The organism is Poseidonibacter lekithochrous (assembly GCF_018861145.1).
In the GTDB taxonomy this organism is placed as follows: Bacteria; Campylobacterota; Campylobacteria; order Campylobacterales; family Arcobacteraceae; genus Poseidonibacter; species Poseidonibacter lekithochrous_A.
This window is the reverse complement of record NZ_JAHKQT010000017.1, coordinates 31,241-55,906: the sequence shown is the minus strand read 5'-3', so window position 1 is coordinate 55,906 and position 24,666 is coordinate 31,241. Positions and strand designations below refer to the sequence as shown.

Annotated in this window: 23 protein-coding genes; 10 read left to right on the top strand and 13 right to left on the bottom strand. The window is 27.8% G+C overall.

The annotated features are described in order from the left end of the window. Window positions 1-23: 23 nt before the first annotated feature. The 12 genes from KO488_RS06105 to hisF form a co-directional block, all read right to left on the bottom strand. Window positions 24-317 (bottom strand): hypothetical protein, encoded by a 294-nt coding sequence (locus KO488_RS06105; RefSeq protein ID WP_216057907.1) that lies wholly within the window; start codon window positions 315-317, stop codon window positions 24-26. 146 nt (window positions 318-463) lie between these two features. Further along, complete coding sequence (locus KO488_RS06100) at window positions 464-3,580, bottom strand: efflux RND transporter permease subunit (RefSeq protein WP_216057906.1); 3,117 nt, start codon at window positions 3,578-3,580, stop codon at window positions 464-466. A 9-nt stretch (window positions 3,581-3,589) separates the two neighbouring features. Continuing rightward, complete coding sequence (locus KO488_RS06095) at window positions 3,590-4,600, bottom strand: efflux RND transporter periplasmic adaptor subunit (RefSeq protein WP_228319050.1); 1,011 nt, start codon at window positions 4,598-4,600, stop codon at window positions 3,590-3,592. Beyond that, window positions 4,597-5,793, bottom strand: a complete 1,197-nt coding sequence (locus KO488_RS06090) for a TolC family protein (protein WP_216057905.1) — start codon at window positions 5,791-5,793, stop codon at window positions 4,597-4,599. The genes KO488_RS06095 and KO488_RS06090 overlap by 4 nt, the downstream gene beginning before the upstream one ends. After that, window positions 5,793-6,176 carry a FixH family protein gene (locus tag KO488_RS06085; protein ID WP_216057904.1) on the bottom strand — a complete coding sequence of 128 codons (384 nt, stop codon included), beginning with the start codon at window positions 6,174-6,176 and terminating at the stop codon, window positions 5,793-5,795. Before KO488_RS06085 ends, KO488_RS06090 begins: the two co-directional genes overlap by 1 nt. A gap of 88 nt (window positions 6,177-6,264) precedes the next feature. Further along, window positions 6,265-7,320 carry a sensor histidine kinase gene (locus tag KO488_RS06080; protein ID WP_216057903.1) on the bottom strand — a complete coding sequence of 352 codons (1,056 nt, stop codon included), beginning with the start codon at window positions 7,318-7,320 and terminating at the stop codon, window positions 6,265-6,267. Window positions 7,321-7,447: 127 nt separating this feature from the next. Continuing rightward, window positions 7,448-8,107 (bottom strand): response regulator transcription factor, encoded by a 660-nt coding sequence (locus KO488_RS06075; RefSeq protein WP_216057902.1) that lies wholly within the window; start codon window positions 8,105-8,107, stop codon window positions 7,448-7,450. 82 nt (window positions 8,108-8,189) lie between these two features. Further along, window positions 8,190-9,614, bottom strand: a complete 1,425-nt coding sequence (gene gltX, locus KO488_RS06070; protein WP_216057901.1) for a glutamate--tRNA ligase — start codon at window positions 9,612-9,614, stop codon at window positions 8,190-8,192. A gap of 88 nt (window positions 9,615-9,702) precedes the next feature. After that, the gene (gene rlmN / locus KO488_RS06065) at window positions 9,703-10,785 is read right to left on the bottom strand and encodes a 23S rRNA (adenine(2503)-C(2))-methyltransferase RlmN (protein WP_216057900.1); all 1,083 of its coding nucleotides are present in this window, start codon (window positions 10,783-10,785) and stop codon (window positions 9,703-9,705) included. Window positions 10,786-10,812: 27 nt separating this feature from the next. Beyond that, window positions 10,813-11,349 carry a purine-nucleoside phosphorylase gene (locus KO488_RS06060; protein ID WP_216057899.1) on the bottom strand — a complete coding sequence of 179 codons (537 nt, stop codon included), beginning with the start codon at window positions 11,347-11,349 and terminating at the stop codon, window positions 10,813-10,815. Continuing rightward, complete coding sequence (locus KO488_RS06055; RefSeq protein ID WP_216057898.1) at window positions 11,346-12,035, bottom strand: SIMPL domain-containing protein; 690 nt, start codon at window positions 12,033-12,035, stop codon at window positions 11,346-11,348. The genes KO488_RS06060 and KO488_RS06055 overlap by 4 nt, the downstream gene beginning before the upstream one ends. A 1-nt stretch (window position 12,036) precedes the next feature. After that, entirely contained in the window at window positions 12,037-12,798 is a 762-nt protein-coding gene (hisF, locus tag KO488_RS06050; protein ID WP_216057897.1) for an imidazole glycerol phosphate synthase subunit HisF, read from the bottom strand. Window positions 12,799-12,871: 73 nt separating this feature from the next. Between hisF and rsmA the strand changes: the two genes are divergently transcribed. The 10 genes from rsmA to KO488_RS06000 all read left to right on the top strand — a co-directional run bounded on the left by rsmA (window position 12,872) and on the right by KO488_RS06000 (window position 23,419). Continuing rightward, window positions 12,872-13,666, top strand: a complete 795-nt coding sequence (gene rsmA, locus KO488_RS06045) for a 16S rRNA (adenine(1518)-N(6)/adenine(1519)-N(6))-dimethyltransferase RsmA (protein ID WP_216057896.1) — start codon at window positions 12,872-12,874, stop codon at window positions 13,664-13,666. After that, window positions 13,653-15,635, top strand: coding sequence for a ribonuclease J (locus KO488_RS06040; RefSeq protein ID WP_228319048.1), 1,983 nt, complete (start codon window positions 13,653-13,655; stop codon window positions 15,633-15,635). The genes rsmA and KO488_RS06040 overlap by 14 nt, the downstream gene beginning before the upstream one ends. Before the next feature lie 10 nt (window positions 15,636-15,645). After that, complete coding sequence (locus tag KO488_RS06035) at window positions 15,646-16,608, top strand: KpsF/GutQ family sugar-phosphate isomerase (protein WP_216057895.1); 963 nt, start codon at window positions 15,646-15,648, stop codon at window positions 16,606-16,608. Continuing rightward, window positions 16,608-17,414, top strand: a complete 807-nt coding sequence (locus KO488_RS06030) for a pseudouridine synthase (protein ID WP_216057894.1) — start codon at window positions 16,608-16,610, stop codon at window positions 17,412-17,414. Before KO488_RS06035 ends, KO488_RS06030 begins: the two co-directional genes overlap by 1 nt. Then, a complete protein-coding gene (locus KO488_RS06025) occupies window positions 17,398-18,582 on the top strand; it encodes a replication-associated recombination protein A (RefSeq protein ID WP_216057893.1) in 1,185 nt (394 codons plus the stop codon). The genes KO488_RS06030 and KO488_RS06025 overlap by 17 nt, the downstream gene beginning before the upstream one ends. 2 nt (window positions 18,583-18,584) lie before the next feature. Next, the gene (gene hemJ, locus KO488_RS06020; RefSeq protein ID WP_216057892.1) at window positions 18,585-19,109 is read left to right on the top strand and encodes a protoporphyrinogen oxidase HemJ; all 525 of its coding nucleotides are present in this window, start codon (window positions 18,585-18,587) and stop codon (window positions 19,107-19,109) included. Continuing rightward, a complete protein-coding gene (locus tag KO488_RS06015) occupies window positions 19,106-20,509 on the top strand; it encodes a PhoH family protein (RefSeq protein ID WP_228319046.1) in 1,404 nt (467 codons plus the stop codon). The genes hemJ and KO488_RS06015 overlap by 4 nt, the downstream gene beginning before the upstream one ends. A gap of 165 nt (window positions 20,510-20,674) precedes the next feature. Continuing rightward, window positions 20,675-21,079 (top strand): hypothetical protein, encoded by a 405-nt coding sequence (locus tag KO488_RS06010; RefSeq protein ID WP_216057891.1) that lies wholly within the window; start codon window positions 20,675-20,677, stop codon window positions 21,077-21,079. Between the two features lies 1 nt (window position 21,080). After that, window positions 21,081-22,685 carry an FAD-dependent oxidoreductase gene (locus KO488_RS06005; RefSeq protein ID WP_216057890.1) on the top strand — a complete coding sequence of 535 codons (1,605 nt, stop codon included), beginning with the start codon at window positions 21,081-21,083 and terminating at the stop codon, window positions 22,683-22,685. Beyond that, a complete protein-coding gene (locus KO488_RS06000; protein ID WP_216057889.1) occupies window positions 22,682-23,419 on the top strand; it encodes a succinate dehydrogenase/fumarate reductase iron-sulfur subunit in 738 nt (245 codons plus the stop codon). The genes KO488_RS06005 and KO488_RS06000 overlap by 4 nt, the downstream gene beginning before the upstream one ends. Before the next feature lie 44 nt (window positions 23,420-23,463). On the opposite strand, the gene KO488_RS05995 is transcribed toward KO488_RS06000, so the two are convergent. After that, window positions 23,464-24,531 carry a TRAP transporter substrate-binding protein gene (locus tag KO488_RS05995; protein ID WP_216057888.1) on the bottom strand — a complete coding sequence of 356 codons (1,068 nt, stop codon included), beginning with the start codon at window positions 24,529-24,531 and terminating at the stop codon, window positions 23,464-23,466. Window positions 24,532-24,666: the final 135 nt, after the last annotated feature.

Here is a 24,666-nt window from a genome sequence, read left to right as displayed (position 1 = left end):
ATTTATCTTTTAATAGTTAAATACTATTTGCTTCCACATTTACCAGCGCCACAAGAACCAGCTTTTTTCTCAGCTTTTTTCTTCATGTCACCACCACATTTACCAGCACCACAAGAACCTTTTTTGTCCATTTTTTCAGACTTTTTCATGTCACCACCACATTTACCAGCACCACATGAACCTTTTTTGTCCATTTTTTCAGTTTTAGCTTCACCACCACATTTACCAGCACCACATGAACCATTTCCTGCAAACGCAGATGTAGTTGTTAAAGCAGCTCCTAACATAATTCCAGCTAATTTCATTTTAGTATTCATTTTATTTCCTTTAGTTTTAATTGATATTAATTCTATCATTTAATTTATTTACTTTCAAATAAAGAAAGTCACTTTTCTTTTTTTCATTTTTATCAAATGTTCAGTCGTATTTTATTTATTTATTGTGTAGTAAGTGTGTAGATTATTTAATTTCTTAAATCATTAGCTTCCTTTTTCCCATCTCTTCTAAGTGCTAATATAAAAAATACAGAAGGTATTATAATTAAAGTTAAAAATGCAGAAGATATCATTCCACCAATCATTGGAGCTGCTATTCGTTGCATTACTTCACTCCCTACTCCATCAATATACATAATAGGAATAAGTCCTCCTAGAATTGCAAATAAAGTCATAAGTTTAGGACGTAATCTTAATACTGCACCTTTATAAATTGCTTCAAAAATATCTTTCTTCTGTATTTTTATATCTTTTTTCTTTAGTTCAAGCATTGCTTCATGTAAATAAACAATCATAACAATTGAGGTTTCAGCAGCAACACCTAGAAGAGCTAGAAAACCTACAATAACAGCGATTGAGATATTAAAATCTAAGAAATCTAAATAAAATATTCCACCCGTTAATGCAAAAGGTAGTGTAAAGAAAATAATCATTGTATATGTTATATTTCTTAGTGCAAAATATATAAGTATAAATATAAGTACAAAAGTTAAAGGAATAATATAAGCTAGTCTTTGCATTGCTGATTCTAAATACTCACTTTGCCCTGCCCACTCATAATAAAACCCACTAGGAAGCTTTATATCTTTCAATATTGCCTTTGCTTCATCTTTATACTGTTTTGCTGATATTCCACTTTTTGGTGTAATATATATAAAGTTTACATTTAGTGCTTTCTCAGATTTAATTACTGAAGGCCCTTCTTCATATTTAAGTTCGGCAAACATTTCTAAAGGCTGGAAGCCTAATTTTGTTTTAACTTGTAAATTTCGTAAACTTGTAATATCTTCTCTTTGAATTGTTTCAAATCTTAAGCTTATAGGATATCGCTCTAGCCCATCTAAGAATGTTGATATTTTTGCACCTGCAACTCCTAATGACACTGTTGATAAAATATCATTTTTGTTAATCCCATATCTTGAAATCATCTCTTCATCGATATTAATATTTAAATAATATCCTGAATTTATTTTATCAGTTGAAACAGAAAGTGTTTTATCAAACTTTTTAAGTTTTTGCTCTATTAATCCTGCTGTTTCTTCTAGTTTTTGATGATTATTTCCATATAGTTTTATTCCTAAAGGAGTACGAATTCCAGTTAGAAGCATATCAATTCTTCCTCTAATAGGATAGGTCCAAGAATTAATAAGCCCTGCAATTTGTAACTTACTATCCATCTCCTCCATTAGTTTTTTATATGTCATTCCCTCTCGCCATTGATCTTTTGGCTTAAAAGTAACAATTGTTTCAATCATTGCTAAGGGTGCTGGATCTGTTGCTGTATCTGCTCTCCCTGCTTTTCCAAATACAGTTTGAACTTCTGGAAAGGATTTTAAAATCTTATCAGTTTTAAAAGTTAACTCTTTTGCCAAATCAACTCCTAAACCATAGGGAGTTACTGGCATATACATAAATACAGTTTCATTCATCATTGGCATAAATTCCCAGTTTTGTTTTTTATAAACAGGATATGCTAATATAATCGTTGCTACAAAAGCAACAACTACAAAGTATCTTAGTTTTAAAGATAGTTTTAAAAGTGGGGAGTAAAGGAAGATAAAAAATCTATTTAACCAGTTTTTATTTTCACTCATTATCTTACCTTTTATAAAAAAGACCATTAAAATAGGTACCACTGTAATAGAAAGTATTGCTCCACTTATCATGGCAAAAGATTTGGTAAAAGCTAAAGGAGTAAACAGTCTTCCTTCTTGACCTGTTAAAGCAAAAATTGGTAAAAACGAAACTACTACTAAAATAAGAGCAAAAAAGATAGGTCGCCCTACTTGCTTTGCAGATTTGATTATAATTGCAGTTCTCTCTTCATTTGAAATATTTTCTTTTCCTTGAAGATATTTGTGGGCATTTTCAACCATAACAATTGTTGCATCAACCATTGCTCCAATTGCAATGGCAATTCCACCTAAACTCATAATATTTGAACCCATCCCAAAAGCTTTCATAAGTAAAAAAGTGATTAAAACAGTAAGTGGCAAGGTAATTATAATAATAAGTGCAGATCTAAAATGGAATAAAAATAGTCCCGTTATAATCATTACAATAATAGATTCTTCAAGTAAGGTATTTGTTAAAGTATCAATTGCTTTATCAATAAGTGAAGTTCTATCATAAGTTTCTATTACTTCAATACCATCGACATTTAATGTTTTTATTTTTTCTTTTACAGCCTTTATAACAGCATATGGATTCTCTCCATATCTAACTACTACTATGCCACCAACTGTGTCCCCTTCACCATTTAAATCAGCCATACCACGTCTATTTGAAGAAGTGATATTTACCCGAGCAATATCTTTAATCTTAAGAGGAATAGAATCCATAGTTTTTACTGTAATATTTTCTATATCAACTACACTTTGTAAATAACCACGGGCCTGAATCATATGTTCAAAACCATTTTCTAGGATTATTCGTCCACCTTTTTCATCATTGTTTTTGCTTATTGCATTTTTAACATCTTTGATACTAAGGTTATATTGAACTAATTTATCTTGATTTAGTGTAATCTCATAATTTTTAATAAAACCACCTATAGATGCAATTTCACTAACACCATCAACACCAAGTAGTGCATATTTATAATAATAATCTTGTAATGTTCTTAACTCATCTAAAGATTTAGTATCAGATTTTAAAGCATATTCATAAGCCCAACCAACACCTGTGGCATCAGGTCCAATTGCTACATTTACACCTTGAGGAAAAGTGCCTTGTAATTGAGATAATTGTTCTAATATTCTATTTCTTGAATCATAAAGGTCAGTACCATCTTTAAAGATAATATATATTAAAGCATTTTGAAAAGAACTCATAGCTCGAACAGTATCTATATCAGGTAAAGACATAAGATTTGAAATCAAGGGATATGATACTTGTTCTTCAATAGTTTGAGGACTCTGCCCTGCCCACTTAACTTGTACAATTACTTGTGGAGGAGATAAATCTGGTAAGGCATCTAAGGCTGTATTTTTCACAGCCCAAATAGATGCAAATGTTAAAACAATTATAGAAAATAGTATTAGAAATTTATTTTTAATACTATAAGATATTACACTTTCAACCATAACTTACTCCTACCAATCATCATCAGTATCTGATTCATATAATGCATTTGTAACTGCATCGGAATCTAGTAAGAATAAAGCATTATTTATAACCTCATCATCTGCACTTAAGCCATCTAAAATTTCATATTTATTAGAGCTAATTCTTTTTGCTTCAACTTTTACAGGTTCAAACTCTTTATCTGATATTGGTTTGAATACATAGTAATTGCTTCCTTTTGTTAATACTGCTGTTTTTGGTAAAGTTAACATTGTTTTATTTATAGCTTTGATTTTCACACTCGCAAACATATTTGGATAAATATTTAAATCTTTATTATCAATTATAAATCTTACATCTACTGTCTTTGTTTTTGTATCAACCATAGGATAAATATAATCAACTTTAGATTTTACAGCTTGTGTTAAGCCATCTATATAAATATATGCATTCATGTCTTCTTTAATAAAAGTTAAATCTTTTTGATAAATTTGAGCTATAAACCAAAGTTTATCAATATTGGCAAGTTGCAAAAGAAGCTTTCCTTTTTTAACAGCACTATTATGATTGATACTCTTTTTAAGAACTATTGCATTAATTGGAGATAAAACTTTTATACCATTAAATGAGCTTTTATTCTTCTTTATTCTATTTATCTCTTCTTTGTCTAAATCTAATACTTTTAGTTTTTCTAGTGAACTTCTATATAGATTTTTATTTATACTTCTAGCTATGTTTATCTCTTTTTGTATACTTAAAATCGTATCACTATATACAGAGAATAAAGGCTCACCTTTTTTTACATACATTAGGCTTTTATTTGCATTTAGTTTAGTTATATATCCATCAAACCTTGTAACTATATCTACAACTTTTGATTCATCAATTTTTGTTTTACCATAGAAGCTTTTAGTAATACCTATTTTTTCTTCTTTTACTAATACTGTTTTTTTATTAAATAGTTGTTCTACTTCTATAATCTTTGCATTCATTACACTAATTGTAAGCATGCATAAAAATGTGGCTTTAATTATATTCATTGGTTTGCCTTGTATGTATAATATTTTGATTTTGCATAGCTTGAGAAGTACTCTTTTAATTGCTCATAAGATTTAAGTTCATAAGATATTAATTCATTTAGATTACTTATTGCTTTTTGAGGTTTTATATTTGTCAAGCTATTATAGTTTTCAATATTCTTTTGTATTTTTTGTTTTAAAGGAATAATAGTTTTTTTAATCATTGAATAGTTTAAATATGCACTATTCATATTGTTTTGTAAAGACATTAGTTCTATTTTAAAGTTTTGTTTTAAAGCTTCTAGTTTATTAACTTGCTGTCTTGCTTTTATCTTTTCTTTTAAAGCTTTAGTCTTTTCTGTCTTATATAAAGCAAGAGGAATATTAACAGAAATATTTGCATAATCTTTAAACTTTGTATCTCTATTAAAATATGTAAGATTTACTTTTATATCACCTTTTTCTTTCTCTAACTCTAATTTTGAAAGTTTATTAAATTTACTTACTCTTTCTTCTTCAATTTGAATTTTTGGATGATTTTGCATATCCATATTTAAAACTAGTTTTTCAATTTCAAGTGAAGCATCAATACTATCAATTTTTTCATATGAAATTTGCTCTAATTTTAAATATAAATTATCAATTATATTTTTTAGGTTTTGTTTTTGTATTTGTACATTTGAATATGCTACTTTTGCATTTAGTATTTCATTTTGTATTGACTTACCATACGAATATAAAGCATTTGAAAGTTTTTCTATCTTTTTAATATTTTTTTCATAACTTATTAAAAGTTCTAACTTTTTTTCTAATATTAAAATATTATAAGATGCTTCATATACTTTTGATTTCAATTCTAATTTTTTATCTTCTAATTGTAAAACAATAATCTTTTTATCTTTTTTTGAAACTTCTTCTTTTATATCTAGTTTATTTCCAACAGGAACGACTTGAGAGAAACCAATAAATTGACCTTGCATTGCTTCAGCATCCCTTTTAAGTGGCTCATCAAAATGAATATCATTTATACCTAATGAAAGTGTAGGGTTTTTCCATTTTCTTGAAAGTTTTATATTTTCATCTGCTACTTCTATAGAAGATTGAATATTTTTTAAGTCTTGATTGTTTTGTAAAGCAGTTTCTACTATATCATCAAGACTTAATGCAAAACTTGATGATATAGCAAAAGATAAAGCTATTGCTATATTTTTCATTAGATATTTACACTTCCTCTAATAGTATGTATCTTTCCATCTTTTGATTTAAATTTTAAATGATACTGCCATGTTCCGCCCATTGAAAAGTTCACCATCATTTTATATTTACCATCTATAAATTTTGCTTTTGCTTTATATTCCATATATGGCATACCTGGCATTTCAGGCATAAATACTTTTATCTTTACTTTTACGTCTTTTACTTCATTGCCATCTTTACTCAATACTACAAATAAATCATTATTTCCAACTATAAGTGATTTATCTGATGTTAAATTCACCTCATAACCATTTTTCTCACCTACTTGTTCTAAGGGTTCTGCATTTAAAAAGCCTAATGTTAAAAACATTGCTACTATTATTTTAAATAAATTTTTCATTTATATACTCCAATTTTTAATTTTATAAAGGAATATTATCAATCTTGTGTGGAGAATGTGTGGAGAGTTTTTATCTTGTGATTAAATATTAGAAGTGAAGGAAGAAAGTTGTACCTTTATTTTTTTTAGATTGCACATCAATTTTAATATCATAGTTGACACAAATATGATTTACTATATTAAGACCTATTCCAAATCCTCCTTGTTCACTTGTAGCTCTATAATATCTTTTATAAATATCTTTAAGTTTTTCTTCATCAATACCAATACCTGTGTCAGATATTTTTAGAATTCTATTCTTTAAAGATATATCAAGTTGTCCGCCTATTTTATTATATTTAATAGCATTAGAAACTAAATTATTTATTATTCTTATTGCATCATCTTTATTAATAAGATATTTTAGTTTCTCCAAAGATGTATTAATCTTAATCTTTTTCTTTAATGCCATTGGTTCTAAATATTCTAACTGCTCTAAAATCAAATTATCAAGATATATATCTTCAAAAAGTTTTTTTTCATCATCTTTTTGTAAAAAAATATATATTAAATCTTTATATATATCAGAAACCCTTTTTGCACTAAGTTTTACTCTTTGTATTTGTTTTTGTGTTAATTTATCATTTTCAAGTGACATTAAAATAGCTGTAATTGGTGTATTTAACTCATGTGTTGTATCTTTTATAAAGTTGTTCAGTTTTATTCTTTCATCTTTTATTGGTTTTAGAAATAGTTTCGCAAGATAAAAACCTATTAAAGCAATGATTAAATAAATAGTTAAAAAGAAAAGTATAATATTAATCTTTAAATCATTTAGTTTATTTTCAAAAGATTGATCTTTTATAACAATATATTCTATTCCCAAGTGTCCTACTGTTGAAGAATCAATAAGAATTAAACTTTTATTATCAAAAGATATTGTTTTAGAAAAATCTATTTTATCATTTAAACTTCCAAATAATTTCTTTTGTTTATCATCATAAAAAGCTATTTTATAATCTTTATTTTTTAAATACTTTTCCCTTTTACTTTCAAAAGAACCTTCATATTTTCCACTATCAATATATTTTTCTTTATCAAATGAATTTATTTGCATATGTGAAATAATTATTTCAGAAGATATCTTTGATGTAATATTTTGCATATTAGATTTTAAAAGATCAAAATATAAACTCTTTTCTTTTTGAAAATATAAAGTTGCAATTAAGAGTATTAAAATTAAAGAAGAGCCTAAATAAAGGGATAAAAATCTAATAAAAGTTCTTTTCTCACTAACAGTTAAATCGATAACCTACCCCTCTTGTATTTAATATAGAATCTTCTCCTAAAATTTTCCTCAAATTTTTTATATAAGTTCTAATCGTTGAACTAAGAGGAGAATCTTCATATGACCAAAGATTCATACTTAACTCATCTATACTCACGTTTCTAGTTTTATTTTTTAATAAATATAGTAATACCTCACACTCTTTTTGAGCAATATGAATATCTTTATTATCTATTTGTATAAATAAGTTTTCAGTATCTAGAAATATATTTTTAAATAATTCAATTTTAGAAGTAGGGCAGATACCATGTAATCTTCTTATATTATTGATACGTAAGTCTAATTCTTTTAATTCAAAGGGTTTTTTTATATAATCATCGCAACCAATATTAAAGCCTTCTTCAATATCTTTAAGCATATTTGCCGATGTAATAAAAATAGCAGGAGTTTTTATATCTTTATTTCTTATCTCTTCTAATAATTCAAAGCCCGTAATATTAGGGACATTTACATCTAAAAGTAATAAATCAAAAGTTTGTGAGTATATTTCTGTTTGCGCAGATTCTCCATCAAAAGCACAAATAACTTTATGGTTATTCTCTTCTAAATGCTCGGAGATAATTTCATTTAAAATAATATCATCTTCCATTAATAGTATTTTCATGAACTCTCCATTTTAAAGTTTTCAAGATAAAAAGCAGTAACCACTTCAGGTACCCAGTGGCACCTGATTTTGAATTAGTTTTTTATTCTTTATTAAAGTTTTTTTCAATCGCTGTATTTAGTCTTGATTTTGTTTCATCAAAGCCTAAAACAGAGATAATATCGTATACAGAAGGGGCTTGAGTTCCACCTGTTAAAGCAATTCTAATTGGTTGGAATAATTGAGGGAATTTTAAATTATTTTCTTCAATAAATGGTTTTGTAATTGCTTCTACATTGTCAACAGAATATAATTCATCTTTATTCTCTTCTAATAAAAGTAAATACTTATTTAACATCTCAATAGTACCTTCTTTTATAAATTTTTTACTTCCCTTTGCCTCATATGAAGTAGGAACTTCTAAAATAGTATTTACAGCTATTTTTAATTCAATTAAAGTTTGAGCTCTTTGTTTTGCTAAATCTAAAATTTCAGTTTTTTTAGAATAATTTGATAAATCTAAATCAAAAGCTTTTAACTCTTCAACTAATCTATCATTTGAAACTGCTTTTATATATTCAGAGTTTAACCATAAAAGTTTTTCTGCATTATAAGAAGATGCTGATTTATTAATATTATTTGGATCAAATAATTCTAGCATTTCTTCCATTGAGAATATTTCTTTATCTCCATTTGACCAACCAAGTCTAACAAGGAAGTTTAAAAGTGCTTCAGGTAAATACCCATCAGTCCTATATTGCATTACATCCATAGCACCATCTCTTTTAGATAGTTTTTTCCCTTGAGGATTATTAATCATTGGCATATGATAGAATTTTGGAACATCAAAACCTAAAGCATTATAAATTACAATTTGTTTAGGAGTATTACTAACATGATCATCACCTCTTAAAACATCTGTCATACCCATTAAATGATCATCAATTACAACTACAAAGTTATATATAGGCATTCCATTAGCACGTGCAATTACAAAATCATCCACTTGATTAGCATCGAATTTCATAGAACCTTTAACACCATCTTCAAATGTAATAAATCCTTCTGTAGGAGCTTTAATTCTAATTACAGGTTCAACATCAGCTGGAATCTCTGGTAAAACTTTACCTTCTTCTGGTCTCCATGTTCCATCATATCTTGGATTTTCTTTTGCCGCTTCTTGTGAAGCTCTTAATTGTGCTAATTCATCTTTGCTCATATAACATTTATAAGCCTTACCTTCATCTAAAAGTTGTGCGATATATTTTTTATAAATATCAACTCTTTTTGATTGGTATTCTATTTCACAGTCACTTGGCATTCCAACCCAATCAAAAGCTTCTAAAATTGCACGTACTGCATCTTCATTATTTCTAGCATTATCTGTATCTTCTATTCGAAGTTTAAATTCACCATTTGTTTTCTTCGCCCAAAGATAACTATAAAGTGCTGTTCTAAGTCCTCCAATATGTAAATATCCTGTTGGACTTGGTGCAAATCTTGTAATTGCTCTGCTTGTAATTGACATTGTTTACTTCTCCTCTTTCTTATTATATATGTAAAATCCTACGCCTGATACTATTGCTACTATTGCAATAAAAATCAACATTGTTATCTCAAGCAAGCCCATTTGCATCCTTTTCTTTTAATTGCCCACATGCAGCTGAGATATCAATACCTTTTGATTCTCTAATAGTACAAATAAGACCTCTATCATTTAAATAGTCTTTAAATCTAACCATATCTTCAACTTCAGGTCTTTCATATGTAGTTCCTGGATATGGATTAAAGAAAATAAGATTTACTTTTGCATTTATACCATTTAATAGTTTAATTAATTTAGCAGCAGCTTCAATACTGTCATTTTTACCTTTAATTACAAGGTATTCAAACATTACTTTTTTTCTAGTATCAACAGGGAATTTCTTAACTGCATCAATAATAGTTTGAATATTATATGCCTTATTCATAGGAATTAATTCAGATCTTAACTCATCATCAACAGCATGAAGTGAAATTGCTAATTGAATTCCTAAGTCAAACTCTCCTAGTTTTTCAATTTTTGAAGCAACTCCTGATGTTGAAACAGTTTGTCTTCTTTTATTAATAGATAAACCTTCTTCCTCAGAAAATACATTAACTGCACGTGTAAAGTTTTTGAAGTTATCTAAAGGCTCACCCATTCCCATATATACTATGTTTACAGATTTATTAGCAGGAATATCATTGTCTCTTTTTATATTTACAATTTGCGCAATATATTCACCAACCGTAAGGTTTCGTACAAAGCCACCTTTTGCAGTTAAACAAAAAGTACATCCTACTTTACATCCTACTTGAGAAGAAACACAAACTGTGTATTTTTCACTACGAACAATTACACCTTCTTCATTTTTCTTCTTCTCTTTCATTAATAATAAAACAGCTTCAACAGTTAAATTATCTCTTAATTTAAAAAGATATTTAATACTTCCATCCGTACTTACTTCTTTTTTTAGAATACTCATTACATCAATAGGGTACTTTTCTTCTAACTCTTCTTTTAACTCTTTTGGTATATTTTTCATCTCATCGTATGATGTTGCATATTGTTTATATAACCAATTATATACTTGCTTTGCTCTAAATGATGGTTTTAAAGTTTCTTTTAATTCATCAAGTGAGAAGTCATATATTGAGGGTGTTCCTTCTTTTGCCATTACTTTTCCATTTCTTTTTATTTTGTATTATTTGATAATATTTTTATCAACTAAATATTTACTTAGTTTTTTCATCGCTTCTTTATGATTTTTTATAAAATCTTTATGAGCATTTTCATTTGTATAATTTGTTACTATAAATATTCCAGTAACTGGTATTTTGAATTCAAGTGCCACTTGTAAAACAGAGAAAAATTCCATATTCTCAATACCAATACCATATTCATTATATTGTTCTGTTAACTCTTCATCTATTGATATATAATTTGATGAATTAACAATAGTATCATTTCTTTGTATCTCATTATTTGATTCAAAGATCTTATCTAAAGGAGTATATGAACTATTTGTTAAAAAAGAAAGCTCAATATTAGAAGCTTTACAAGATTCAATAATATCAAATACTTCATATTTACCATAAGAGCCTGCACTTCCTATAAAAAGAATAGACTCAGGTTTTTTAACTAAGCAAATCTTAGTTAAATTTATAGCAGATTCTATTAATCCTACACCGATTTCTTGTGCATATTCAAAAGTTTCATTTCTTCCTGCACAAACAATCATTTACATTCCAAAAGAAAATTTGGTTCAATACTTATTTCTTGATTAGAGTTTACAGGAGCTACATTCGAAATTCTTTTTGAAGAAAGGGATTCCATTTGACTAGCTCTTATCAATTGATTGTTTGATTTATTTATATTTATACTTTTAACCGTACAATTTTTTGATAAAACATTTTTTAAACTCTTTGAATACCTTTCAATCCATGTCATAGCATCAATTCGTAAAGTATCTAAACTATTATCATAAAGTTTTTCACTAATTATCCATGAAACATTTGATATTCTAAGTTTCACATTATTCTTATCTAACTTTTTCTCAAGTTCAATTAAATCATTAATAAATCTATTTAAGTTACTTGCATTTTTTGCTTTAATTGTATATTTTAAACTTCCCACATAACCTATAAATTTCTGCGTATTTTTAAAATAATTGTATTTAGGACTTAAAGTAAAGTTCCCATGAGTTTTTTCAATTAAATTATTCCCTTTAATATAATCATTATATTTTTCTATATTTTCATTTATAAATCTTTCAGAATCATTTTCAATACTAATATTTACATATGTAGTTAAAAGATCTGGTGATACAAGCTTCGAAAACTTTTTATTGAAGCTTATTTCATAAGAAAATAGAGACATTGGTAAAAGTAGGGCGAGTAAAAATGTAAATATTATTCTAAATTTCATTTTATATCCTTACAGGAATGTTATTAGCTCTTAAATATCTTTTTAAATCCATAATATCTATTTCTTTAAAATGGAAAATAGATGCAGCTAAAGCAGCACTAGCTCCATGATCAAAAGCTTCTTTCATATGTTCCATAGTTCCAGCACCACCACTTGCAATCACTGGAATATCAATTATTGATGAAATTTGTTTAGTAATATTAAGCTCAAATCCAGTTTTAGCACCATCTGTATCCATAGATGTAAGTAAAATTTCACCTGCACCCCTATTATATACTTCTTTTGCCCATTCTACTGCATCAAGTCCTGTATCTTCTCTACCACCTTTTACAAAAACATGATAAGAGCCATCTTCTACTTTTTTAACATCAATTGCAGTAACAATACACTGTGAACCGAATCTTTTTGCACTTTCATTTATTAAATCTGGATTAGTAACAGCTGAAGAATTAATAGAAACTTTGTCACATCCAACATTTAACAACTTATAAATGTCTTCTAGTTTTCTAATACCACCACCAACAGTAAGAGGAATAAAAACTTCTTTTGCAACTTCTTTTACAATATCAACAATTGTTCCTCTATTTTCATGACTTGCAGTAATATCTAAAAAAGTTATTTCATCTGCACCTTCATTATTATATCTCTTTGCAACTTCTACAGGATCCCCTGCATCACGAAGTCCAACAAAGTTAACTCCCTTTACAACTCTTCCGTTATCTACATCTAAACAAGGTATAATTCTTTTTGCAAAACTACTCAAATAAATTCCTTTATTATTATTAGATATTATCTTATCTAAATGTAAGTTAAAAGCAGTTATACTCTTTGCAATTATGGAAAATATAAAAGCAAAAAAACGATATGGTCAAAATTTTTTAAAAGATACTACGGTTTTGGATAAGATCATCCAATCGATGCCCAACAATAATAACTACCTGGTGGAAATTGGGCCTGGATTAGGTGATTTGACTAAAAATCTAGTCAAGTACAAAGAGATGACTGCTTATGAAGTAGATACTGATTTAATCAGTATTTTAGAGTCAAAATTTGCAATAGAAATAGAAGAGAATAGACTAAAACTGATCCACACTGATGTTTTAGAAGCTTGGGATAAACAAGAAACTCTACATAATGGTAAATACGATTTAATCGCAAACTTACCATACTATATTGCAACGAATATTATATTAAGAGCGTTTGAAGACGACAACTGTGAAAGTATCATTGTAATGATCCAAAAAGAAGTAGCTTTAAAATTCTCGGCAAAGCCTAAGGATAAAGAGTTCTCATCTTTAGGAGTTATTGCTGATTTAGTTTCAATTGAATCACGAATATTATTTGATGTTCCTCCTGAATCATTTGATCCAAGACCAAAAGTTATGTCTTCAATACTTTATATTAGAAAAGATATGAATAAATCAATAGATAAAGATTTTAATAAATTTCTTAAGGCATGTTTTGTACAGCCAAGAAAGAAATTATCAAAAAACCTTTCTTCTATTATAAGTAAAGATTTAGTATCTAAGTATTATGAAGAATTAGATCTTAGTGATAATATAAGACCTCATGAAGTTAGTTCATCTTTGTATAGCCAATTGTATACAAAGGTAAAAGATGGAAGAAATTAAAAAAGAAGAAATAAAACAAGAGAATACTACTGTTAAGACAGAAACAGAAGCTGTTGCAAAGCCTGCTATAAATACTCCTGCAGAGCAAACGAAAAATAATACACAAGAAGTAAAACCAACTTCAGAAAAGGTTCAAAGAGCTAATCCTAATCAAAATAGGAAGCCAAACCCTAATAAAAGATCAAAAGCAAAAATACCTACAGAGATGTCAGGTGATGGTTGGATGAATGACCTTAAAAAAGGTCACTTAGTTAATGAAAAAATTCAAAAAGATAGATTAAATCCACACTATAAATTAAACTTAAACACATCTGCAAAAATGAGAATTACTCCTTTAGGTGGACTAGGCGAAATTGGTGGAAATATGATGATTATTGAGACTGAAAAGTCTGCAATTATTGTTGATGTTGGTATGAATTTCCCTGATGAAACTATGCATGGTGTTGATATCTTAATTCCTGATTTTACTTACTTAAGAGAAATCAAACATAAAATTGAAGCAGTTATTATTACTCATGGACATGAAGATCATATTGGTGCAATGCCTTATTTATTTAAAGAAATGCAATTCCCAATTTATGGAACATCTTTACCATTAGAAATGATTGGTTCAAAATTTGATGAACATAAAATGAGAGAATTTAGAAAATTCTTTAGATGTATTGAAAAAAGGAAACCTATTAAAATAGGCGAATTTGAAGTTGAATGGATGCATGTTACTCACTCAATTATTGATTCATCTGCAATTGCTGTAACAACTGAAGCTGGAACAATGATTCACACAGGTGACTTTAAAATTGATCATACTCCAATTGATGGTTATCCAACAGATTTACATAGACTTGCATACTATGGGGAGAAGGGTGTTTTATTATTAACATCTGATTCAACTAATTCACACTCACCAGGATTTACAAGAACAGAAAAAACTGTAGGACCAACATTTGATAGAATTTTTGCTGGAGCAAAAGGTAGAGTAATTATGTCTACATTCTCATCAAATATTCACAGAGTTTCTCAAGCAATTGATAGAGGAATTGCAAGTGGAAGAAAAGTATGTGTTATTGGTAGATCAATGGAAAAAAACTTAGACTTAGCAATGGGTTTAGGATATGTTAAATTTCCAAAAGATTCTTTTATTGACGCACATGAAGTTAATAAGTATAAAGATAATGAGGTTCTAATTGTTACAACTGGTTCTCAAGGAGAACCAATGTCAGCACTATATAGAATGGCAATTCATGAGCATAGACATATTAAAATCAAGCCAACAGATCAAATTGTATTATCTGCTAAAGCAATTCCTGGAAATGAAGCAAGTGTTTCTGGAATTTTAAATAACTTATTAAAAGCAGGGGCAAAAGTAGCATACCAAGATTATCCAGATATTCACGTATCAGGACATGCTGCTCAAGAAGAACAAAAATTAATGTTAAGATTAGTTAAACCTAAATTCTTTATGCCAGTTCATGGTGAGTATAACCATGCTTTAAAACATGGTAAAACAGGTATCGATTGTGGTGTATTAGAGCGAAACTTATATATTATGAATGCAGGGGAGCAAATTGAAGTAACTCCTAAATATATGAAAAAGATAAAAACAGTAAAATCTGGAAAAGTTTATATTGATAATCAATTAAATCATAAAATTTCTGATGATATTGTAATTGATAGACAAACAATGGCTAATGAAGGTGTTGTTATGATTGTTGCACAAATAAATGAAAATGATAGAACATTAGCTGATAGAGCAAAAGTTACATCATTTGGTTTAGTTCCTGATAAACAAGATAAATTCTTTGCAAAAGAGATTGAAGATTTATTAGCAACATTCTTAGCAAATGCAAAACCAGGTATTTTCAAAAACTCTAGAATGTTAGAAGATGAATTAAGAAAAGTTGTAAGAAAACATTGTATTAGAAAATACAAAAAATACCCAATGATTGTACCTACTATATTTGTACAATAAGGAGAAAAGAATGGATTTTAAACAAATAGTTAAAGATACACTGTTAACAGAAGCTAAGGAATTAGAAAAAGCAGCAGGAAAAATATCTTTTGATATAGACAAAGCTATTGATTTAATTGTAAATTCAAAAGGTAAACTTATTGTTACAGGTGTTGGTAAATCAGGACTTGTTGGAACAAAAATAGCAGCTACACTTGCAAGTACTGGTACTAGTTCATTCTTCCTTCATCCTACTGAAGCCATGCATGGTGATTTAGGAATGATTGGAAAAGAAGATATTGTTCTTGGTATTTCATACTCAGGAGAGAGTGAAGAATTGGTTCAAATTCTTCCTCATCTTAAAAGATTTAATATTCCATTAATTGCAATGGCTAGAAATGAAAACTCTACATTAGCAAAGTATTCTGATGTATTTATCAATATTAACGTAGAAAAAGAGGGTTGTCCTCTAGATGTTGCTCCAATGTCATCAACAACACTTACAATGGCAATGGGTGATGCATTAGCTGTTTGTTTAATGAAGAAAAGAGATTTTAAAAGAGAAGATTTCGCATCATTCCACCCTGGTGGAAGTTTAGGTAAACAGCTATTTATTAAAGTGGATGATTTACTTAGACGTGATAATCTTCCAATCGTTTCACGTGAAACAAAACTTAAAGATGCCATTTTAAAAATGAGTGAAGGTAGACTTGGAAGTGTAATTATCACTGATAAAGATACCAAGGTTATTGGATTATTAAGTGATGGAGATTTAAGAAGAGCTTTAATGAATGACGACTTTACAATTGATTGTAAAGTAGAAGAATTAGCTTCAAAAAACCCTAAAACTTTAAAGAATAAAGATTTATTAGCAAGTGATGCCTTGCAAGTAATAGAAGACTATAAAATACAATTATTGATTGTAACAGATGAAGAAGATAAACTAATTGGTGTTCTTCATATACATGACTTAATAGAAGCTGGTATAAAATAATGAAAAAAGAAGTAGAAGAACTAGAAGAGACAAGATTAAATAAATTTTTATCTCATAATAGTAAATACTCAAGACGAGAAGCTGATAGATTAATAGAAGAGGGTAAAGTAAAAGTTAATGGTAAAGTAGTTGATAATTTAGCAACTAAAGTAACAATTGATGATGAAGTACATATCAATAAAACTTTAATCAAAGAAGATAAAAATAAACTACCTACTGTTATTATATATAATAAACCAAAAGGTGAAATAGTATCTAAAAAAGACCCACAAGGTCGAAAAACTATTTATGATTCACTGGATAAGAGGTATCAACACTTTATGTCTGTAGGACGTTTAGACTATGCTAGTGAAGGATTATTACTTTTATCAGATTCAGTTAAAATTGTTGATGCTTTAATGCACTCAAATTTAGAAAGAAAATATAAATTAAAAGTAAATGGATCTATTGGACCAAAAGTAGAATCAGCAATGATGCAAGGTTTAGAACTTGAAGATGCAACTGATGGTGCATTTAAAACAAGTAAAATTAAATCAATGACATTTGCTCCTTTTATAGGTTACAGTATTCAATCAAATAATGAAAACTTTTCTAAAATTAAAGTAGCAATTGTTGAAGGTAAAAACAGAGAATTAAGAAGATTCTTTGCACACTTTGGACTTGATATTATGGATTTAAAAAGATATGAATTTGGTGGAATTTCATTAAATAACTTGCCTACTGGAAAAAGTAGATTTCTTTCAAAAGAAGAGTATAGGAACTTAAGAAGCTTTTTAAATGAAAGTGAAGATGACAGATCTTTCTAACAAACTTAGACCAACAAACTTAGAAAACTTTGTTGGTCAATCTCATATAATCTCAAAAGACAAAGCCCTTTATAAACTTATCAAAAAAAGAGATATTCCTCATCTATTTTTTTATGGCAAACCTGGAACTGGAAAAACTACCTTAGCTAAAATTATAGCTCGTGAAATAGATACAGATTATTACTATTTTAATGCAACTAGTATAAAAGTTGAAGATTTACGTAAAGTATTTGATAGATATAAAAATGCTTTAATTAAACCTTTAATATTTATAGATGAAGTACATAGACTCTCAAAAAATCAACAAGAAGTTTTACTTCCTATAATGGAAAATTATGATGCAACAATTATAGGTGCAAGTACTGAAAATCCATTTTTTACTTTAACAAATGCAATTCGTTCTAGATCTTTTCTTTACGAGTTTAAAGCTTTTACAAAAGAAGAAATGCAAAAGATTTTAGCTATTGCTTTAAAGGATATTGATGTAAATATATCTAAAGAAGCTAAAGAGCATTTAATTCATTCAAGTTCTGGAGATGCCAGAGCTATGCTTACACTTTTAAACTTTTCATATAAAGTATCAAAAGATATTGATATCTCTTTAGTAAAAGAGTTAAGAGAAAATGTAATAGGGGATGGAGTATCTTCATCTGATACACATTATGATTTAGCAAGTGCAATGATAAAATCCATTCGAGGCTCAAATGTTGATGCAGCTTTATATTATATGAGTAGATTAATAAATGCGGGGGAGAGTGTAGATTTTATCACTAGACGTCTTGTAATCTTTGCAAGTGAAGATATTGGTAATGCAAATCCTCATGCTTTTAATTTAAGTGTAAATACAATGACTGCATGTAATAAAATTGGTTACCCTGAATCAAGAATCATGTTAGCGCAGTGTATAATTTATCTAGCATCTTCTCCAAAATCTAATAGTGCTTATAAAGCTATCAATAAAGCTCTACAAGACATAAAAGATGGCGAACTACTCAATATACCAAAACATTTAGATTCGCAGCATATAGGCTACTTATATCCACATGATTTTGGTGGTTATGTTAAACAAGAGTATTTAGAAAAAGATTTAAAATTTTATGAGAGTAAAAATATTGGATATGAAAAGACTCTGAATGAATGGCTTAAGAAAATAAAACATGAGGACTAAGAATGGAATACTACACTTGGATATTAACTTTTCACGTAATGGCATTTATGTCATGGATGGCAATGCTCTTTTATCAACCAAGACTTTATGTTTATCATACTGAACATAAAGATAAACCAGACTTTGTAGAAGTTGTTAAAATTCAAGAATATAAAATGTATAAATACATCGGTATTCCTGCAATGTGGGCAACAATAATTAGTGGAGCAACTATGCTTTATTTAAACCCATATTTATTATCTAGTGAAGCTGGAGGCTGGATGCATGCAAAACTTTTATTTGCTTTTTTATTAGTAATATATTCTTATTCACTTGGATATTATATGAAGCAATTAGAGCAGGGGATTTGTAAAAAATCTGGTAATTTCTTTAGAGCTTATAATGAAGTGCCAACTGTATTATCACTTTTAATTGTAGGGTACGTAATTACAAAAACATTTTCAATACTATTTACAGTTATAACTTTACTAGTTGGAGCGTTCTTAGTTTATAAAGTATTAAAACAAACACCAAAGGATGCAAAATGATATTTGATAAATATTATGTTCTTGATACAAATATATTATTAGAAGATGCTACAAATATATTTAAACTATCAGCTGAAAGTGAAAATCTAATTATATTACCAGAAACAGTACTTGATGAAATTGATAGTAAAAAATCTGGTTTCGATGAAATAAACTTTCAAGCAAGAGAGTTTGCAAGAATTTTAGAAAACTCAATAATTAAAGAATCAATTTCTAAAGATGGATATAAAATAATAAGATTAGAAATAGAAAATCAACAAAATGCAATTATAGATATCATCTCTAAAGATGAATATAATATAAATACAAAAAATGTTTCATTAAATATAATTAACGATAGAAAGATATTAGAAATAGCTAGTTTTTCAAAAATATATTATAAAAATAATATAGAATTTTTATCACTTGATATCATGGCAAGAACAAGAGCTATATCTCTTGATATAAAAACGCACTCCTTAACAGGTTCGACTAGTGATGACTTTAAGTACGAATTTATAAAGGATATAGAGATAAAATTTGAGGACCTAGAAGATTTTGACAATAAAGAAATATCTTTATTTGATAAAGAGCATAAACCTTATAATTATTCATATTGTTTTAAAGTAAAAGATTCTGATCAAGTAGTCTTAGCAAATATTCAAAATAAAAGAATTAAAGTTTTAGATGAAATCGAGATAAGAAATCAGATAATTACTCCACTAAATAAAGAACAGTTGTTCTTTTCAAATGCAATTATTTCACATATATATAATGTGTTAATAGTAGAAGCAAAAGCTGGATCAGGAAAAACTTTACTTGCTTTAAGTGGCGCTCTAAAACTTGTAAGACAAAAGAAGTATCAAAAAATAATCTATATTAGAAACTCTGTTGAATCACTTGATAAAGGTGAAGATATTGGATATTTACCAGGATTTGAAGAAAAATTTAAAATTTATAATCATCCACTAATGGATAGTTTAGAATATATTATAAGAAGTGAACATAAAAAAAGAAATTCTAAAAAAAACATAGAAAATATAAGTGAATTAGATGATAGTGAAGTAACATCAAGAGTTGAGCAGATGATTCAAAACTATAGTATTGAAACAATGTGGGTAGGAGAAATGAGAGGAAGAACTATATCAAACTCATTTATAATAATTGATGAAGCTCAAAATATGTCTAATAAAACAATGCAAATGGTATTATCAAGAATAGATAATACATCTAAAGTTGTGATTCTAGGTTCAAATAAACAAATCGATAATTTCTATGTAAATAAATATACAAATTCATTAACAACACTTTTAAAATCAACAAAAAACGAAAGTACATTAGTAAATACATTCGCAATTAAATTACAAAAAGTACTAAGAGGTCCAATTACAGAATGGGCTGAATTGATATTCTCTAAGTAATATTTTACATGTATAATTACATATAGTTTAATAGGTAATTATACATTTTTATCCCAAAATCTTCTTTCTTTAATTACTATAAATCTAAATTAACTACTCTATTTATTATTAAGATAATCTTTATTTTGTGCTATAATACATATTATAATACGTATAGGAGTTTAAATGGATTTACTACAATACAGATCAAATGAAATGTTTTCTTCAACAGAGTTAATCAGAAAAAGTAAAATGGTTTTTGATAAGATTTCTAAAAAAGAGATAGATAAAGCTGTAATTTTACGAGATGGTAAACCTAGCTTTATGCTTATGGATTTTCAAAAATATGAAGAACTAATAAGCGACTATTTAGAATTGAAAGAAAAAGTAAAGACAAAACCTAAAGTAATTACAAAAGAAGAGAATCTAAATTTAAAGGAAAACACAGAAGATTCAACAATAGAAGATATTGATGAAATAAATAGTGATGATTTACAAGATGCACTAGCTCAGATTGAACAATTAGATTTAGAGTTACCAAAGAAAACTGTAATAAAAAAAGAAGAACAATTAAAAGATTTCTGGGAATAGCATGTATGATGTCTTAATTATAGGTTCTGGAGCAGCAGGATTAACTGCTGCCTTAAATGCTAAAGAAAATGGATTAAAAGTAGCAATTCTTTCAAAAACATATCCAACTCATTCACAAACAGTTCAAGCACAAGGTGGAATAAATGCAGTTTTATATGAAGATGATGATAGTGTTGATATTCATACACAAGATACATATAAAGCATCTTGTGGCTTAGCAAATAAAGAGAATATAAACTTCATGTGTAAAAATGCTAAAGACACTATTTTATGGCTTGACAAAATAGGGGTACCTTTTACAAAAAATAAGAATAGTAAAATTGCACAAAGAAAATTTGGTGGTACAAAGAAAATAAGAACTTGTTATTCAAGTGATTACACAGGATTAAAAATAGTTCATACTTTATTTGACCAGTGTATTAAAAATGATGTTGAATTTTTAAATGAACATATTTTACTAGAGTTAATCATTGATAATAATGTTTGTTTAGGAGTAATAGCTTTTGATATCATTGAAGGTATTGTAAAGGAGTTTAAAGCAAAGAGTACAATTCTAGCAACTGGTGGTTATGCAGGAATTTACACAAATTTTACAACTAACTCTTTTTCAAATACTGCTGATGGTTTAGCAGTTTCTTTAAATGCAGGAGTGAATCTATCAAATATAGAGTTTGTACAATTTCACCCAACTGCACTTGTAAATAGTAATATTCTAGTAAGTGAAAGTGCTAGAGGTGAGGGTGGATATTTACTTGATCAAAATGAAAAACGATTTGTAGATGAACTAAAACCCAGAGATGAAGTTGCTCGAGCAATTTACAAAAAGATTAAAAACAACGAAAAAGTATATTTAGATTTAAGACATTTAGGACTTGAAAAGATAAATAGTCTAATGCCTCAAGAAAAAAGATTGGCTTTAGAGTTTTCGAATATTAAACTAGAACATGAACTTTTACCTATAAATCCAGCTGCACATTATTCAATGGGCGGAATAAAAACTGATATAAATTCTAATACAAATATAAACTCTTTATATGCTTGTGGTGAAGTTGCACAAGCTTCAATTCATGGAGCAAATAGACTAGGTGGGAACTCATTACTAGAAATAGTTATATTTGGAAAAGTTGCTGGAGTAAATGCATCAAATAATGCTAAAGAAATAAAGAATAATAAAGATAAAGAAAGCAATGAATTTAAAAAGCAAAAACAGTATATAAAAGAAATATACACTTATACAAATGAAATAAATTTTTATGAAAGTAAAGAGTATTTAGGAAAACTATTTTTTGATAATGTAGGTCTTTTTAGAAATGAAGAAAATTTACAATTAGTAATTAATAAGTTAGATGAGATAAAAAGTAAAATTCCAAAGATGGGAATATTAGATAAATCAATTGAATATAATAAAAACTTAGTAGATTTTCTCGAATTTTTAAATATGATAGAAATTGCTGAAGTAATTGCCAAGACTGCAAAAAATAGAAAAGAAAGTCGTGGTGCACATTATAGAGATGATTATCCAGAAGAATCAAAATCATATGAAAAAAACTCTCTTATAAAAAAGGTTGATAATAAATTAATTCTATCTTTTGAGGATGTATTATGAACATAAAAATAAAAAGATTTAATAAACAAAATCATGAAAATCAAAGTACTAGTATTTTTTCTGTTAGTAAAACAAATCTATTGCAAGCACTTAATGAAATAAAATCAATAAGTGATGCAAGTTTAACTTTTAGATGTGGATGCAAAAGTGGAGTTTGTGGTTCGTGTGCTGTTAGAGTAAATGGAATAGAAGTTCTAGCTTGTAAAACTATTATAAATGAAAATGATTTAATTGAACCATTAAAAAATAGAACAGTTATTAAGGATTTAGTTGTAGATGTTTCACATGAAACATTCTTAATTAAAAAATCTAAAGCATATCTTGATACTAATAGTGAGCTAGAAATATCTCAAAATGATACAAAGCTTATTGACATACAAAGTAATTGTATTCTTTGTAATGCTTGTTACAGTTCATGTCCTGTTTACGAAGTAAATAAAGAGTTTCTAGGCCCCTTTGCACTAACAAGAGCATTGAGATATATAAATGATAAGAAAGTCCTAAATAATAGCTCTATAATTGATTCTATTCAAGATAAAGGAATATGGGATTGTACTTTATGTAGCGCATGTACTTTTGTATGTCCGCAAGGTATTGACCCCAAAGCAGATATATTACAACTACAAAATATATCAGTTCAAAAAGGATATGAAAATCCTAACTTTTCTAATTTTGATTCAGGAATGGATTTTGGGATGCAAGATATGGGTTTTGATCCAAATGCAGGATTTTAATTAAGAGCATAAAAGCTCTTAATTAAATTTAATAATCTGCTTTCTTACAGATTATCTTTTAAGTATAAATAGTCAGACATTTTTGTCCACTCTCTAGCTTTCTTTTGGTAAGCATCTTGAGAATCTAAAATTTCCTTTAATAAAGAACTCTTTTTAGATACTTCATCTCTTAATTTTTTATTTGTTTTTTTCATTTCATCCATAACAGGTTTTGGAAAAGTTTTAATCTGAATATTTGGATAATCCGTTTTAATTTTATCCCATGCAGTTGAGCTCATATCATAATTTTGAATATACATATCATATGCTGAAACTCTCATTGCAACTAATAAAATTTCTTTTAAATCTTTTGGTAATTTATTATAAGCTCTTTGATTAACAAGAAACTGCATTTCAGATGCTGGTTCATGCCAACCTGTATAATAAAAAGGTGCTACTTTATGAAATCCCATTTTTATATCCATACCTGGTCCTACCCATTCAAGTGCATCAAGTGTTCCTCTTTCAAGAGAAGTATATAATTCACCTGGTGCCATATTTGTTACAGCAACACCTAAATCAGCCATAATTTCACCTGCTAAACCAGCAATTCTCATTTTAAGACCTTTTAGATCATCTAAAGTATTAATTTCTTTTTTAAACCATCCACCCATCTGTACACCAGTATTTCCACCAGGAAAAGATAAAACTTTATGTTTACTATATGCTTTTTGCATTAATTCTAAACCACCACCGTAATAAAACCATGCATATTGTTCAGGTGCAGTTAAACCAAAAGGCATTGTAGTGAAAGGTAAAGTATCAATATCTTTACCTTTCCAATAATATGAACCTGAGTGACCCATATCATATTGACCGCCTTTAACCATATCTAAAATACCTAAAGGAGCTTTATGTTTATTAGAAGAATCTACTCTAATAATAAATCTCCCATTTGACATTTCTTTAACTAGCTTTGCCATTTTAATTGGTGAATCAATTAATGGAGAAAGTGTTTTCCCCCATGTTGTTGCTAACTTCCATTTATAAACTTTTTCTGAAGCCTGTACATTCATAGACATTACAATAAGTAATGCAGATGTAAGACCAAGTTTAGTAATCATTTTTCTCATTATCTCTCCTTAATAAATGTAGAAGAGTATATATTTATATAAGTATTATTTTACTTAATTGATGTATTAAATATTTAAAGAAAGTATTAATTAAGATAAATGTTTCACATGAAACATTATAAGGAATATATTTGA

Coding starts and splice junctions, on each gene's coding strand:
- KO488_RS06105 (WP_216057907.1), bottom strand. CDS start 317: ATGAATACTAAAATGAAATTAGCTGGAATTATGTTAGGAGCTGCTTTA.
- KO488_RS06100 (WP_216057906.1), bottom strand. CDS start 3,580: ATGGTTGAAAGTGTAATATCTTATAGTATTAAAAATAAATTTCTAATA.
- KO488_RS06095 (WP_228319050.1), bottom strand. CDS start 4,600: ATGAATATAATTAAAGCCACATTTTTATGCATGCTTACAATTAGTGTA.
- KO488_RS06090 (WP_216057905.1), bottom strand. CDS start 5,793: ATGAAAAATATAGCAATAGCTTTATCTTTTGCTATATCATCAAGTTTT.
- KO488_RS06085 (WP_216057904.1), bottom strand. CDS start 6,176: ATGAAAAATTTATTTAAAATAATAGTAGCAATGTTTTTAACATTAGGC.
- KO488_RS06080 (WP_216057903.1), bottom strand. CDS start 7,320: ATGCAAAATATTACATCAAAGATATCTTCTGAAATAATTATTTCACAT.
- KO488_RS06075 (WP_216057902.1), bottom strand. CDS start 8,107: ATGAAAATACTATTAATGGAAGATGATATTATTTTAAATGAAATTATC.
- gltX (WP_216057901.1), bottom strand. CDS start 9,614: ATGTCAATTACAAGCAGAGCAATTACAAGATTTGCACCAAGTCCAACA.
- rlmN (WP_216057900.1), bottom strand. CDS start 10,785: ATGGCAAAAGAAGGAACACCCTCAATATATGACTTCTCACTTGATGAA.
- KO488_RS06060 (WP_216057899.1), bottom strand. CDS start 11,349: ATGATTGTTTGTGCAGGAAGAAATGAAACTTTTGAATATGCACAAGAA.
- KO488_RS06055 (WP_216057898.1), bottom strand. CDS start 12,035: ATGAAATTTAGAATAATATTTACATTTTTACTCGCCCTACTTTTACCA.
- rsmA (WP_216057896.1), top strand. CDS start 12,872: ATGGAAAATATAAAAGCAAAAAAACGATATGGTCAAAATTTTTTAAAA.
- KO488_RS06040 (WP_228319048.1), top strand. CDS start 13,653: ATGGAAGAAATTAAAAAAGAAGAAATAAAACAAGAGAATACTACTGTT.
- KO488_RS06035 (WP_216057895.1), top strand. CDS start 15,646: ATGGATTTTAAACAAATAGTTAAAGATACACTGTTAACAGAAGCTAAG.
- KO488_RS06030 (WP_216057894.1), top strand. CDS start 16,608: ATGAAAAAAGAAGTAGAAGAACTAGAAGAGACAAGATTAAATAAATTT.
- KO488_RS06025 (WP_216057893.1), top strand. CDS start 17,398: ATGACAGATCTTTCTAACAAACTTAGACCAACAAACTTAGAAAACTTT.
- hemJ (WP_216057892.1), top strand. CDS start 18,585: ATGGAATACTACACTTGGATATTAACTTTTCACGTAATGGCATTTATG.
- KO488_RS06015 (WP_228319046.1), top strand. CDS start 19,106: ATGATATTTGATAAATATTATGTTCTTGATACAAATATATTATTAGAA.
- KO488_RS06010 (WP_216057891.1), top strand. CDS start 20,675: ATGGATTTACTACAATACAGATCAAATGAAATGTTTTCTTCAACAGAG.
- KO488_RS06005 (WP_216057890.1), top strand. CDS start 21,081: ATGTATGATGTCTTAATTATAGGTTCTGGAGCAGCAGGATTAACTGCT.
- KO488_RS06000 (WP_216057889.1), top strand. CDS start 22,682: ATGAACATAAAAATAAAAAGATTTAATAAACAAAATCATGAAAATCAA.
- KO488_RS05995 (WP_216057888.1), bottom strand. CDS start 24,531: ATGAGAAAAATGATTACTAAACTTGGTCTTACATCTGCATTACTTATT.